The following is a 13,600-nucleotide window of genomic DNA, read 5'->3' as shown; positions in this document are numbered from 1 at the left end:
TTGATCATCTTTACAACTTCCAGCTTGAAGCTGTCGTCGAATACTTTGCGTTTGTCGGTCATGGAGAACTCCTCAATAGGTGTATTTTCCACCTATCGGGGTGTCCGGGGAAATTAGACCACTGCAGGATGTGAGTGATGTGTTTCGGGTGATTGAACAGCGGGGGTTTGATACGCATAAGGATCAGTGACCGAATTACCGCAATAAAAAACCCGCATTGTTGCGGGTTTTTTACTACGTCTCAATATCCACTAAGAAGATTGCCTCGATGGCGTATATTTTCACAATTTTGATACGTCGGAAACGGACCAAAGGCAGAAGGAACAACCCTGCATCCTATCGAACAAAGAACTCTGGTACTCTGGTACTCTGCGGGACATTGGCTAATGTACGACTCGAATAACTAAAACCGCAAATTTCCAAGTTTGGATATTCCAAAATCAAGCATTTAAATAAACCTGTCACCTTTTTTGTTATGTCGCCTTTTTTGCTGGAGCAATCTTTAGGGGCTTATACAGAAGAAAAGGTGATATATCTATTTCTTGAGCACACTTACTCTCAAAATAAATCCATCACCTTTTCTCCGCTAATAAAATGGTGCAATTTCCATATAGAGAATGCAATCAGATAAGCGCCACTCAGCCAACTTAGTATTTTAAAATTCACCCGACCAGACAACATCTTACTTACAGCACCCCCACCTAATGCATACACCATTTGACAAGCAAAGCTACCGATAAAAAATCCTGAAAGGAAGGCAGGAATATTGACCGCTGCTCCACCCGAATGGTTGGCAAAAACGTAAGAAGTAATCGCCACGATGGTTAATGGATTAGTAATCGTCAAAGCAAAAACGGAAATAAATCCAGCCTGTTGCGAAACCGATATATCGACGCCGGCAGACTTGAATATTTTTACACCCAGATAAAACAGATAAATTATAGATACAACAACCAACAGACTTTGAAATTGAAACACAAACGCACTCACAAGTGCGGCGCCCATTAATGCAACCGCGGCATATAAAACATCGGCGATAGCGGCGCCTAACGCACTCGGCACTGCACTCATTCGCCCAAACAAAACTGATTGCCTTAATACAATTAAGGCAATCGGCCCGAATGAAATAGACAGCGCCATTGAGAAAAGCAGAGACTGCTGAAAATCTTGCATTACTTTTCGACTACCTTGAACACTTTCATGCTGGCGCAACAATGAGGACAATTAAAGTCTTCAGCCAGTTCTCCCCAATTAGTGCCTGGACTAAGTGGTTTATTCGCCAGAATCTGGCCAAACCTATCAAGTTCTTTAATTACCCCATATCGAACGACAGAGGAAGCAATATTATTGTAAGAAGCATCGTGTAACGGTTGCTCATTTACCCTTACATTGGACGCTTCCTGAATGTTCATCAGACTCTCTCCGTTTATCCCTTGATTTTACTTTTGTCGACCCTTGTTGCGCTATCTTGCGCCGGAGAAATATTCAATTTCACAAAAAAAATGTCAATAGCCTTTTCGAAAAATACTCGAACCCCTTAGATGTCTATGTTGCAGTCCTAGCTTAAGGCGCCAGAGCTAGAGCGTCACGCCCATGAAGAAACCCAAATCTGAGATTTATCGATTGCTGGTAACTAACTCGTGCGAAATAGGAGTCAGAATATTCATACAAAAAAGTATGGAGGATAAAGGTGAATTTTTTTTCTTTAGAGGCATTTATTTTTTAGCTACGAAACGTACTTGCTACCATATTTAGCCGAGCCGTAGATAAATCAGCCATCTTTTCTTGTATAGCACGATAGAAAACGCCAGCACGCGTAGGATTTTTCAACTACAAACTTCTTTATTTACCGTAAGAAAAATCCGTATTTTCTGAAACTCTAAATTACAGAAACACAAGCTAAAACATTCCGAATAGAATGCTTTCAAAACTTGAAATAGAGTACCCAGCCGCTAAGAGCAACTAAAAGGAGCAGTACGCATGGCTAGCCATGGATACATGAGCATTACTGGGAAACGACAAGGTTTGATTTCTGCTGGTTGCTCCGGCCTAAGTTCTATCGGCAACAAATGTCAGATAGGCCATGAAGACGAAGTCATGATTTTGGCTTACTCGCACAACATGATTACGGGTAATGATGGCGGAGTTTCTGGCGGTCGCGGCAATCACATGCCTATCATGATCACCAAAAATATTGATAAATCTTCACCACTACTGGCTAGCGCACTGCATGAGCGAGAAGAAGTAGAGTGCACAATTAACTTATACCGGACCTCACCGGCCGGCGGACAGGATAAATATTACTCAATACGACTCACCGGGGCGAAAATCGTACACGTCAGCCTCCAAGTACCTCATTCCATTCATATGAACGACGCGGAACCACAAGAATTAGTATCGATTCGTTATCGAGAGATTAGTTGGACCCACATCCAGGCGGGAACAAGCGCTTATAGTACTTGGGGGAACGAGGGTGAGTGATGAATCCTGTGACATTCACGATGTAACTAAAACCGCGTCCGATCTTATTGCATTCGGATGCACTCTCGGCGCCACACACCTCGATGATAGCTTTATGCAGCTTCAATTTAGTTCGATAGTTTCATCCTATGCGAACGAAATTATCCGAGCCGTTGATGAAGGAGTCATCAGTGCGTGGCAAGGGATACAAAAGATTAGAGAGGAATATGCCGAGTTATCGTCCAAAGCGCTTTTTTATGCTCAAAACGGCGCTGGGGTTTTGGCAGGTGCCATGCAGGTTGAGGCAGGTGTATCCACGATAGGAAAAACAAGAGGGGTCGGCATAGTAGCTGGCGCACCATTAATCGCACATGGTTTCAACAACATGTATGAAGGTTTGGGGAACATCTACTATGGCCCCGGCGTACCAGGTACAGTTGGCCCTGTGCGAGAGTTTTATCAAGAGCATCTTGGAAGCGCTTACGAGGGTAACATGGCATACTATTCCATGGATTTGTACTTATCGATAAACGGCTTATCAAACCTTGTTCGAAAGCCCGACTCAATGCAGTTATTCAACAGAGACCCTATCAACTATGAAATGGCCTACAAACAAATGGGGAGACTCGCTTTAGCTTTCGAAGCGTTAGTTGACGCTATCACAATCAAAACAATGATAAACGAGAGCAACGAAACAATCGAAGAAAAGCAACCTTGAGCGAGAGCAAGTCAACCATTACCTACGCCGTGATTGACCTGTATAAAAGCTCAAGAAAAACAAGATCAACGTAAAAACAAGAAACATAGCTGCTACAACTATTAAACAAGGAACATCATTTAAAAACTCAATTTTTTTCAGCTGCGGACTAAAAATTATAGTCCCGATTGCAGCTCCAATGACAATTCCAATCCAGGAGCCACGCAAACTCATATACTTTTCACCCATCATCTCGCCAAGCCAAACACTCTTCAGCCTGGGAATATAAAAACGCAAGCAAAAAAAACTGATAGTTATATACGTCACAATGTAGGCCGCTCGCAGAACGCCACCCTCCAAGGGCATTATCTGCTTAATCCCTCCGACAACTATTAGTGTATAAAGCCCCGCTGAGCCGAGGACAAGAGAACCTACCCAAATATAATAGCGAGCATTACTTAAATTCATAAAAACATGATCCATCATGGCTACAATATTTGAAAACATTATAGCCATGCATCAGACCGATGGAAGCACTGAAACATCTACTCAATCAAAAGTTCGCCGGTGTATTAGCACTGATGATTTCCGCCTCATCCGCCCCAATATTCCGAAACCGATGCGGCAACGTCGTCGGAAAGTAATACCCATCCCCAGCATTCAACACACTAATCTGCCCATCAACCGTCAGTTCAACAGTGCCACGGGTAACCAACCCACACTCCTCCCCTTCCGAATGCACAATCGGCTCTTCCCCCGAGCTCGCCCCAGGCGCGTATTGCTCGCGCAACAGTCGCATCTGCCGACTCGGCACCGAAGCGCCAATCAGCAGCAACCGCAGCCCATGACGGCCGAGATCCGGCTGTTCATTGGCGCGAAACACGTATTGATGCTCACGCGGCGGCTGATCAAAGGTAAAGAAGTCCGCCAAAGACATCGGTATGCCTTCGAGCAGTTTTTTGAGGGAGCTGACGGAGGGACTGACGCGATTTTGTTCGATCAGGGAGATGGTGGCATTGGTGACGCCGCTACGCCGGGCCAGCTCGCGCTGGGAGAGTTTGTAGCTTTCGCGTACTAATTTGAGTCGTGAGCCCGTGTCCATGACAGCCTTATGCGAGGAATACTTAAGGGTTATGGGGGTGGATGGCGGGCGACTTTTGGCCGCGAAAAACACCGCTTCCCTGTCCCGGAAATTTGAAAGGCGGGTATTAAATCACGTTTGGTGGTGTTGCTCAGCAGGTTCGATAAATGGTTGGGTAAAAAGGTTGTTTTGACCTGAAGTTGGGTGGTTTGACCGTGCGAACTGTGGATGCGGTTACTGGGTGTCAGGTGGGATTGATAGCGACTGGGATGGCCTCTTCGCGAGCAAGCCCGCTCCCACATTTTGGTTCTGGTTGTATACAGATTTTGTGTTTGCCATGGATCTCTGTGGGAGTGAGCTTGCTTGCGATGGCGGTGTATCAGGCGACAATGATAGCGACTGATATGGCCTCATCGCGGGCAAGCCCGCTCCCACAGGGATTGCAGCAGGCTTAACTTAAATACCGAACCGGTCGCGCAGCGCGTAATACGCGGCGCCCATGGCGGTGAGGGGGGCCTGGAAGGTGCGGCCGCCGATCATGGGCATGTGCGGCAACGATGCGAAGGCGTCGAAGCGTTCGGCGTCGCCGCGGATCATTTCCGAGATCAGTTTGCCGGCCAGGTGCGAGCAGGTGACGCCGTGGCCGCTGTAGCCTTGCATGTAGTAGGCGTTTTTCTCGATGCGGCCGAATTGCGGCATGCGTGACATGGTCAGCAGGAAGTTGCCGGTCCAGCGGTAGTCGATTTTCACGTCCTTCAGTTGCGGGAAGGTCTTGAGGATTTTCGGCTTGATCAGTTGCTCGATGTCGTCCGGTTCGCGGGCGCCGTAGACCACGCCGCCGCCGTATAGCAGACGGTTGTCGGCGGTGAGGCGGTAGTAGTCCAGCAGGTAGTTGCAGTCTTCGACGCAGTAGTTGTTTTTGATCAGGCTGCGGGCGACTTTCTCGGACAACGGCTCGGTGACGACGATTTGTGAACCGCAAGGCATGCTTTTACGCGTGACGCGGTTGTCGAGGTCCTGCGGCAAATAGGCGTTGCCGGCGATCAGCAGGTACTTGGCGCGGACCACGCCTTGGGCGGTGCGCACGGTGATCGGTTCGCCGTAGGTGATTTCCACTGCGGCCGATTGTTCGTAGATTTTGCCGCCCAGGCCGATGATGGCCGAGGCTTCGCCGAGGGCCAGGTTCAGCGGGTGGATGTGGCCGCCCTGCATGTCGAGCAGGCCGCCGACGTAGTTGTCGCAACCCACTTCGCGCTTGATGTCCGCCGCGTCGAGCATTTTCAGGCTCTTGTTGCCGTAGCGTTCCCAGTTGCTTTTCTGCTCGGCCAGGCCTTTGAGTTGCTTTTTGTTCAGCGCGGCGAAGATCCCGCCCGGCCGGTAGTCGCACTGGATGTCGTAGTGTTGTATGCGCTGACGGATGATGTCGGCGCCTTCGAAAATCATGCTGCCGAGGACTTCGGCGGTTTTGTCGCCGTAGCGTTCTTCGATGACATCGACGTCGCGACTGTAGGAGTTGACCAGTTGGCCGCCGTTGCGACCGCTGGCGCCGAAACCGACTTTGGCGGCTTCGAGCACGGTCACGCTGTAGCCGGCTTCGGCGAGGAACAGGGCCGAGGACAAACCGGTGTAGCCGGCGCCAATGATGCAGACGTCGCAGTCGACCGCTTGTTCGAGGACCGGGAAGTCGCCGGTGAAGTTGCGGGTGGCGGCGTAGTAGCTATTTACATGTGCTTGTTTCATAGGTTTCTCCGAGGGTCGCCGGCAGCGTGCCGGTGACCGTCGTTTTTTATAGGTATTAGAGCTTGATCCAGGTCGCTTTGAGTTCGGTGTATTTGTCGAACGCGTGCAGCGATTTGTCCCGACCGTTACCCGACTGCTTGTACCCGCCGAACGGCGCGGTCATGTCGCCGCCGTCGTACTGGTTGACCCAGACGCTGCCGGCGCGCAAGCCGCGCGCGAAGGTGTGGGCCTTGCTCAGGTTGCTGGTCCACACGCCTGCGGCCAGGCCGAAGATGCTGTCATTGGCGATGGCCAGCGCTTCTTCCTCGGTGTCGAAGGTGATCAGCGACAGCACCGGGCCGAAGATTTCTTCCCGGGCGATGGTCATGGCGTTGGTCACGCCGTCGAAAATCGCCGGTTCCACGTACAGGCCACCGGTGTCTTCGAGGGTGCGGCTGCCGCCGGCGATCAGTTGCGCGCCCTGGTCTTTGCCGACTTGGATGTAGCGCAGCACGTTGTCCAGTTGACGCTGATCGACGACCGCGCCGACGGTGGTTTCCGGGTCCAAAGCGTGCCCCGGTTTCCAGGCTTGCAGGGCTTCCACCAGCAGCGGAATGAACTGCTCGCGGATCGAACGCTCTACCAGCAAGCGTGAACCGGCGGTGCAGACTTCGCCCTGGTTGAAGGCAATCGCACCGGCCGCCGCTTGTGCTGCCGCGCGCAAATCCGGCGCGTCGGCGAACACCACGTTCGGGCTCTTCCCCCCTGCTTCGAGCCAGACGCGTTTCATGTTGCTTTGCCCGGCGTAGATCAGCAGTTGCTTGGCAATCGCGGTCGAGCCGGTGAAGGCCAGCACGTCGACGTCCATGTGCAACGCCAGCGCCTTGCCGACGGTGTGACCGTAGCCCGGCAGGACGTTGAACACGCCTTTCGGGATGCCCGCTTCCAGCGCCAGTTGGGCGATGCGGATGGCGGTCAGTGGCGACTTTTCCGAAGGCTTGAGAATGAACGAGTTGCCGGCCGCGAGGGCTGGGGCGAACTTCCAGCTGGCCATGATCAACGGGAAGTTCCACGGCACGATGGCGGCGACCACACCGGCAGGTTCGCGGGTGATGAGGCCGAGTTGGTCGTGCGGCGTGGCGGCGACTTCGTCGTAGATCTTGTCGATGGCCTCGGCGCTCCAGCGGATCGCGTTGGCGGTCGCTGGGATGTCGATGCTCATCGAGTCGTTGATCGGCTTGCCCATGTCGAGGGTTTCGAGCAGGGCGAGTTCTTCCTGGTTGGCCAGGATCAAGTCCGCGAAGCGAATCAAAATGCGCTTGCGTTCTGCGGGTGCCAACCGCGCCCAGATGCCGGACTCGAAGGTGCGGCGTGCAACGGCGACCGCCGCATTGGCGTCGGCTTCGTCGGTGCTGGCGACGTTGGCCAGGAAGCGGCCGTCGACCGGGCTCATGCATTCAAAGGTGTCGCCGCTGAGTGCCGGGCAGTATTGGCCGTCGATGAAGGCGCGGCCTTCGAGTGTTAAGGACTGGAAGCGTTGCTCCCAGTCGCTGCGAGTGTTTGTCATGGTTGTGACTCGACGCAGAGGAATAAGTGATCGTCAGGCTGATGCCCGTCAGTTGAAACTTGCAATGCAATCCCCTGTGGGAGCGGGCTTGCTCGCGAAGGCGGTGTGTCAGGCGACATCAGTGTTGACTGATCCACCGCTTTCGCGAGCAAGCCCGCTCCCACATTTGATTGTTGGTGTCTGCAGAGAATGCGTACACCACTTGGCTCATCAAACCGTGTGCAAGTACCAGTTGTACTCAAGGTCCGAGATGGAGTTCTCGAACTCGGCCAGCTCGCTTTCCTTGCACGCAACGAACACGTCGATGTACAGCGGGTCGATGTAGCGCGACATGACTTCGCTGTCGTCCAGTTCGCGCAGTGCATCGCGCAGGTTGTTCGGCAGGCTCTGCTCGTTCTGCTCGTAGCTGTTGCCTTCAACCGGGGCGCCCGGTTCGATCTCGTTGGTCAGGCCGTGGTGAATACCGGCCAGTACCGACGCCATCAGCAAGTACGGGTTGGCATCGGCGCCAGCCACTCGGTGCTCGATGCGCACCGAGTCTGCGGAACCGGTCGGCACACGCACTGCAACGGTACGGTTATCGATGCCCCAGCTCGGCGAGTTCGGCACGTAGAACTGCGCGCCGAAACGACGGTACGAGTTGACGTTCGGGCACAGGAACGCCATCTGCGCCGGCAGGGTCTCGAGCACACCGCCGATCGCGTGTCGCAGCGCGGCGTTCTGCTCGGGATCCTCGCTGGCAAAGATGTTGTTGCCTTCTTTGTCGAGAATCGAAATGTGTACGTGCAAACCATTGCCCGCCTGGCCCGGATACGGCTTGGCCATGAAGGTGGTGTCCATCTCGTGGTCGTAGGCGATGTTTTTCACCAGACGCTTGAGCAACACCGCGTAGTCGCAGGCCTTGATCGGGTCATTGACGTGATGCAGGTTCACTTCGAACTGCGCCGGGGCGCTTTCCTTGACGATGGCGTCAGCAGGGATGCCCTGCTCTTTCGCGCCTTCGAGGATGTCTTGCAGGCAATCGACGTATTCGTCGAGGTCATCGATCAAATACACCTGAGTCGACATCGGACGCTTGCCCGAAACCGGCGAACGTGGCGATTGCGGACGACCGTTCACGTTGTCCTGGTCGATCAGATAGAACTCGAGTTCGAACGCGGCGCAGATGGTCAGGCCCATTGCATCGAACTTGCTCACGACCTGACGCAGCACTTCGCGAGGGTCAGCGAAGAACGGCTGGCCTTCGAGTTCGTGCATGGTCATTAACAGTTGCGCGGTCGGGCGCTTCTGCCATGGCTCGATGCTGAGCGTATCTGGGATGGGGAAGCAGATTCGGTCTGAGTCACCGATGTCCAGACCCAGGCCGGTGCTTTCCACCGTAGAACCGTTGATGTCCAGAGCAAACAGTGACGCCGGGAGGTTAATGCCTTTTTCGTAAACCTTATGAAGACTGGTGCGCTCGATGCGCTTGCCGCGCACCACACCGTTCATATCCGCAATCAGAAGGTCGACGTACAAAACCTCAGGATATTTCTTAAGGAATGCGTTTGCTTCGTTGAGTTGAACGGTACGCAGAGGGACCGACATGATGCACCTATTAGCTGTTAATTATTATGTTCACTACCTTGTTGCGAGCCCAGTCAACCCGAACGGCAAAGTGAAGTCAATAGCGAACACTTGGCCTCTCAACCTTTATTTTCGGGCCTTTCTTGGGCACGAGAGTGCCAGATCAGTCTTGCGCACCGCGTAAACCCTGAAGATCTGACGTACGGCGTTTAGAATTTTTTACATGAGAGTTGTTAATTAAAATCAACAAGGCTAAGCTCCGGAAAAGCTCGTTCAAGTGTGAAACTTCGAGGTGATAAAAATGGCATTCAAGCCATTGATCGGCGTTACAGCGTGCGTCAAACAGATTGGCCTGCACCCCTACCATGTCAGCGGCGACAAGTACTTGCGTGCTGTCAGCGTCGCGGCTTTGGGGCTGCCGGTCGTCATTCCTTCTTTAGGCGATCTGACCGAAATCGATGACCTGCTCGCGCAGCTCGACGGTCTGCTGCTGACCGGCTCACCCTCGAATGTGGAACCTTTCCACTATCAAGGCCCCGACAGCGCCCCCGGCACGGATCACGATCCGCAACGGGACGCTACCACCCTCCCCTTATTGCGTGCGGCCATTGCGGCGGGCGTTCCGGTGCTCGGCATCTGCCGGGGCTTTCAGGAAATGAACGTGGCGTTCGGGGGCAGCCTGCATCAGAAGGTCCACGAACTCCCAGGCTTCCTGGATCACCGGGAAGCGAATCATCCAGACCTGGCGGTGCAATACGCACCGGCGCATGCGGTCAACGTGCAACCGGGCGGTGTGTTCGAGGTGCTGGATTTGCCGCAGGTGTTCCAGGTCAATTCGATTCACAGCCAGGGCATTGACCGACTGGCTCCCGGCCTACGTGCGGAAGCCGTTGCGCCGGATGGCCTGATCGAAGCGATCTCGGTGAAACACGGCCCGACCTTCGCCGTCGGTGTGCAGTGGCACCCGGAATGGCAGGTTCTGTCGAATCCGCCCTACTTGAGTATTTTCCAGGCGTTTGGCGACGCGTGCCGGCGACGGGCCGCGCTACGTAATAAACGCTGACTTCAAACACGACTAAATCAATTTACTGCCCCCGAGAGTCTGGCGGGCGTGTCTTTGCGCGCCGGTCCCTCACGACAACAAACGCGATAACAACAAGTACCACCAGGCAGCCAGGACGGCGGCGCCGAATAAGCCCAGGCCGGGCGATGCCAGTGAGCCAAACGCAATTCCAGGGTGGGAGCGGGCTTGCTCGCGAAGAGGGAGTGTCAGTCGACATTGATGCTGCCTGATACACCGCTTTCGCGAGCAAGCCCGCTCCCACAGGGGATCACCGTTGAATTGACTGGCGTCGTACAGTTCGGGCTTGTAATCAACTATTAAGTCAGGCCGCGTTGGCCCGACGACTGAAACCTGTTGGGAGTTTCACATGGCAAACGCCTCCAGCATCTACAGGAAGGCTCTTGAAGGTCACCAGTCACCAAAAAAGGTGCTGGTGAAAATCGACCGCGTCACCAAGAAATTCGACGAAACCACCGCAGTGGACGATGTCTCGCTTGAGATCCATCAAGGGGAAATCTTCGCCCTGCTCGGCGGTTCCGGCTCCGGCAAATCGACCCTGCTGCGCATGCTCGCAGGCTTCGAGCGCCCGACCGAAGGACGGATTTTGCTCGACGGTGTCGACATCACCGACATGCCGCCGTACGAACGGCCGATCAATATGATGTTCCAGTCCTACGCGCTGTTCCCGCACATGACGGTGGCGCAGAACATTGCGTTCGGGCTGAAGCAGGATCGTCTGTCCACCAGCGAAATCGACGCCCGCGTTGAAGAGATGCTGCGCCTGGTGCACATGACCCAGTACGCCAAACGCAAACCCCATCAGTTGTCTGGCGGTCAGCGTCAGCGTGTGGCCCTCGCCCGCTCCCTGGCCAAGCGTCCGAAGCTGTTGCTGCTCGACGAACCGATGGGCGCGCTGGATAAAAAGCTGCGTTCGCAGATGCAACTGGAGTTGGTGGAGATCATCGAGCGGGTCGGCGTGACCTGTGTGATGGTAACCCACGACCAGGAAGAGGCCATGACCATGGCCCAGCGCATCGCGATCATGCACTTGGGCTGGATCGCGCAGATCGGCAGCCCGGTGGACATTTATGAGGCGCCAGTCAGCCGCATGGTCTGCGAGTTCATCGGCAATGTGAACGCCTTCGACGGTACCGTGGTCGAGGATCTGGAAGGTCACGCGATCATTCACAGCCCGGACCTGGAGCAGAAGATTTACGTCGGTCACGGCGTCAGCACCTCGGTGCAGGACAAGTCGATCACCTACGCCATTCGCCCGGAAAAACTGCTGGTCAGCACCACCAAACCCGATACCCGCTACAACTGGTCCAGCGGCAAGGTGCATGACATCGCCTACCTCGGCGGCCACTCGGTGTTTTACGTGGAGTTGCCTGGCGGCAAGGTTGTGCAGTCGTTCATGGCCAACGCCGAACGCCGTGGCTCACGTCCGACCTGGGACGATAAAGTCTACGTGTGGTGGGAAGACGACAGCGGCGTGGTACTGCGCTCATGAAAACACTCAATCAGCAGTTTATGCGGCTGATGCCGAGTGGTCGAAAGCTCGTCATCGGGATTCCGTTCCTGTGGCTGTTCCTGTTCTTCATGCTGCCGTTCTTCCTGGTGATGAAGATCAGCTTCTCGGAAGCAGCGCTGGCTATTCCTCCTTACTCAGAGATCTACACCTTCGCCGAGCAGAAATTCCAGCTGTTGCTGAACCTCGGCAACTACTCGCTGCTGACCCAGGATGAGTTGTACATCTCGGCTTACTTCGGCTCGTTGAAGGTCGCGTTTTTAAGCACGCTGATGTGCCTGGTGATCGGTTTCCCGATGGCTTACGCGATCACCAAGGCGAGCAAGGAAACGCAAAACGTTCTGCTGTTGCTGATCATGATGCCGACCTGGACCGCGATCCTGATCCGCGTTTATGCGTGGATGGGTATTCTCAGCAACAACGGTTTGCTCAACGCATTCCTGATGTGGACCGGGCTGACCGATCACCCGATCGAGATCCTCAACACCAACACGGCCGTCTACATCGGCGTGGTGTATGCGTATCTGCCGTTCATGGTGTTGCCGCTGTACGCCAACTTGGTCAAGCACGATCAAAGCTTGCTGGAAGCCGCTTCGGACCTGGGTTCGAGCAACTTCAACAACTTCTGGAAAATCACCGTGCCGCTGGCCAAGAACGGGATCATCGCCGGCTGCATGCTGGTGTTCATTCCGGTGGTCGGTGAGTTCGTGATTCCGGAGCTGTTGGGTGGCCCAGAGACCCTGATGATCGGTCGCGTGCTGTGGCAAGAGTTCTTCAATAACCGCGACTGGCCGGTGGCGTCTGCCCTGGCGGTGGTGATGCTGTTGATCCTGATTGTGCCGATTCTGCTGTTCAACCGCAGTCAGGCCAAAGAGATGGAGGCACGGGGATGAAACGCTTCGGATTTTCAAAGTTCATGCTGATTTTCGGCTTGTCGTTTATCTACCTGCCGATGTTGATTCTGGTGATCTACTCGTTCAACGCCTCCAAACTGGTAACGGTGTGGGGCGGCTGGTCGGTGAAGTGGTATGTCGGCCTGGCCGACAACTCGCAACTGATGGGCTCGGTGGTGCGCTCGCTGGAAATCGCCTGCTACACCGCGATTGCTGCCGTAGCGTTGGGGACGTTGGCAGCATTCGTACTGACTCGCGTCACTCGCTTCAAGGGCCGCACGTTGTTCGGTGGTTTGGTGACGGCGCCGCTGGTGATGCCGGAAGTGATCACCGGTCTGTCGCTGTTGCTGCTGTTCGTGGCGATGGCGCAGTTGATCGGTTGGCCGCAGGAACGAGGCCTGGTGACGATCTGGATCGCACACACCACGTTCTGTGCGGCGTATGTGGCGGTGGTGGTTTCGGCGCGCTTGCGTGAGCTGGACCTGTCCATCGAAGAAGCGGCCATGGACCTCGGGGCGAAGCCGCTCAAGGTGTTTTTCCTGATCACCATTCCGATGATCGCGCCGTCACTGGCGGCCGGCGGCATGATGTCGTTTGCCCTGTCGCTGGATGACCTCGTGCTGGCGAGCTTCGTGTCCGGCCCGGGTTCGACGACCCTGCCGATGGAAGTGTTCTCGGCGGTACGACTGGGCGTGAAGCCTGAGATCAATGCCGTGGCCAGCCTGATCCTGTTGGCGGTATCGATTGTGACCTTCATGGTCTGGTTCTTCAGCCGCCGCGCCGAAGCCACCCGCAAACGCGCAATTCAGGAAGCCATGGACCAGACCGCCAGCGAATCCTGGCAGCAACCCAACAAGCAAATGGCTGGAGCAACGGCTTAAGAGCCTGCAGGACGCACACTTTGTAATTGGATGGACTCGCCCAAGCCGAGGCGTCAATGCGCCACGGTGGCAGTCTAAACAGCCAACGACAGCGAGGGCGAGTCCATGAAAAATCATAGTTCGATTGATCAATCCCTGTCTTCTT

General features: G+C 54.5%; 13 protein-coding genes. 6 read left to right on the top strand and 7 right to left on the bottom strand.

Going from position 1 to position 13,600, the window contains the following annotated elements:
• Positions 1 to 558 precede the first annotated feature (558 nt).
• Complete coding sequence (locus FQ187_RS29335) at positions 559 to 1,173, bottom strand: LysE family translocator (RefSeq protein ID WP_149632160.1); 615 nt, start codon at positions 1,171 to 1,173, stop codon at positions 559 to 561.
• On the bottom strand, positions 1,173 to 1,412 hold the full coding sequence (locus tag FQ187_RS29330) for a rubredoxin (RefSeq protein WP_149632159.1): 240 nt from the start codon (positions 1,410 to 1,412) through the stop codon (positions 1,173 to 1,175). Before FQ187_RS29330 ends, FQ187_RS29335 begins: the two co-directional genes overlap by 1 nt.
• Before the next feature lie 568 nt (positions 1,413 to 1,980).
• Here FQ187_RS29330 and FQ187_RS29325 point away from each other — a divergent pair.
• Positions 1,981 to 2,481, top strand: coding sequence for an Hcp family type VI secretion system effector (locus FQ187_RS29325; protein WP_149632158.1), 501 nt, complete (start codon positions 1,981 to 1,983; stop codon positions 2,479 to 2,481).
• Entirely contained in the window at positions 2,474 to 3,178 is a 705-nt protein-coding gene (locus FQ187_RS29320; RefSeq protein WP_149632157.1) for a DUF4225 domain-containing protein, read from the top strand. The genes FQ187_RS29325 and FQ187_RS29320 overlap by 8 nt, the downstream gene beginning before the upstream one ends.
• Before the next feature lie 18 nt (positions 3,179 to 3,196).
• Here FQ187_RS29320 and FQ187_RS30090 read toward each other — a convergent pair whose 3' ends face one another.
• The 5 genes from FQ187_RS30090 to FQ187_RS29290 form a co-directional block, all read right to left on the bottom strand.
• Positions 3,197 to 3,673, bottom strand: a complete 477-nt coding sequence (locus FQ187_RS30090) for a hypothetical protein (protein ID WP_178122791.1) — start codon at positions 3,671 to 3,673, stop codon at positions 3,197 to 3,199.
• Positions 3,674 to 3,710: 37 nt separating this feature from the next.
• The gene (locus FQ187_RS29310) at positions 3,711 to 4,259 is read right to left on the bottom strand and encodes a cupin domain-containing protein (protein WP_007895886.1); all 549 of its coding nucleotides are present in this window, start codon (positions 4,257 to 4,259) and stop codon (positions 3,711 to 3,713) included.
• A 435-nt stretch (positions 4,260 to 4,694) separates the two neighbouring features.
• Entirely contained in the window at positions 4,695 to 5,978 is a 1,284-nt protein-coding gene (locus FQ187_RS29305) for an FAD-binding oxidoreductase (RefSeq protein ID WP_149632156.1), read from the bottom strand.
• A gap of 55 nt (positions 5,979 to 6,033) precedes the next feature.
• Positions 6,034 to 7,524, bottom strand: a complete 1,491-nt coding sequence (locus FQ187_RS29300) for an aldehyde dehydrogenase (RefSeq protein ID WP_129444961.1) — start codon at positions 7,522 to 7,524, stop codon at positions 6,034 to 6,036.
• Positions 7,525 to 7,734: 210 nt separating this feature from the next.
• A complete protein-coding gene (locus FQ187_RS29290) occupies positions 7,735 to 9,111 on the bottom strand; it encodes a glutamine synthetase family protein (protein WP_149632155.1) in 1,377 nt (458 codons plus the stop codon).
• Positions 9,112 to 9,391: 280 nt separating this feature from the next.
• Here FQ187_RS29290 and FQ187_RS29285 point away from each other — a divergent pair, with 280 nt between their 5' ends.
• The 4 genes from FQ187_RS29285 to FQ187_RS29265 all read left to right on the top strand — a co-directional run bounded on the left by FQ187_RS29285 (position 9,392) and on the right by FQ187_RS29265 (position 13,455).
• Positions 9,392 to 10,153 carry a gamma-glutamyl-gamma-aminobutyrate hydrolase family protein gene (locus FQ187_RS29285; protein WP_149632154.1) on the top strand — a complete coding sequence of 254 codons (762 nt, stop codon included), beginning with the start codon at positions 9,392 to 9,394 and terminating at the stop codon, positions 10,151 to 10,153.
• A 367-nt stretch (positions 10,154 to 10,520) separates the two neighbouring features.
• Complete coding sequence (gene potA, locus FQ187_RS29275) at positions 10,521 to 11,663, top strand: polyamine ABC transporter ATP-binding protein (RefSeq protein WP_149632153.1); 1,143 nt, start codon at positions 10,521 to 10,523, stop codon at positions 11,661 to 11,663.
• A gap of 29 nt (positions 11,664 to 11,692) precedes the next feature.
• On the top strand, positions 11,693 to 12,574 hold the full coding sequence (locus tag FQ187_RS29270; RefSeq protein ID WP_162247457.1) for an ABC transporter permease subunit: 882 nt from the start codon (positions 11,693 to 11,695) through the stop codon (positions 12,572 to 12,574).
• A complete protein-coding gene (locus FQ187_RS29265; RefSeq protein WP_149632152.1) occupies positions 12,571 to 13,455 on the top strand; it encodes an ABC transporter permease subunit in 885 nt (294 codons plus the stop codon). The genes FQ187_RS29270 and FQ187_RS29265 overlap by 4 nt, the downstream gene beginning before the upstream one ends.
• Positions 13,456 to 13,600: the final 145 nt, after the last annotated feature.

The sequence above is a fragment of the Pseudomonas sp. ANT_J28 genome, from assembly GCF_008370005.1.
Taxonomy (GTDB): Bacteria; Pseudomonadota; Gammaproteobacteria; order Pseudomonadales; family Pseudomonadaceae; genus Aquipseudomonas; species Aquipseudomonas frigoris.
Note: the sequence above shows the minus strand (reverse complement) of the source record. Positions and strands in the feature narration are given on the sequence as shown.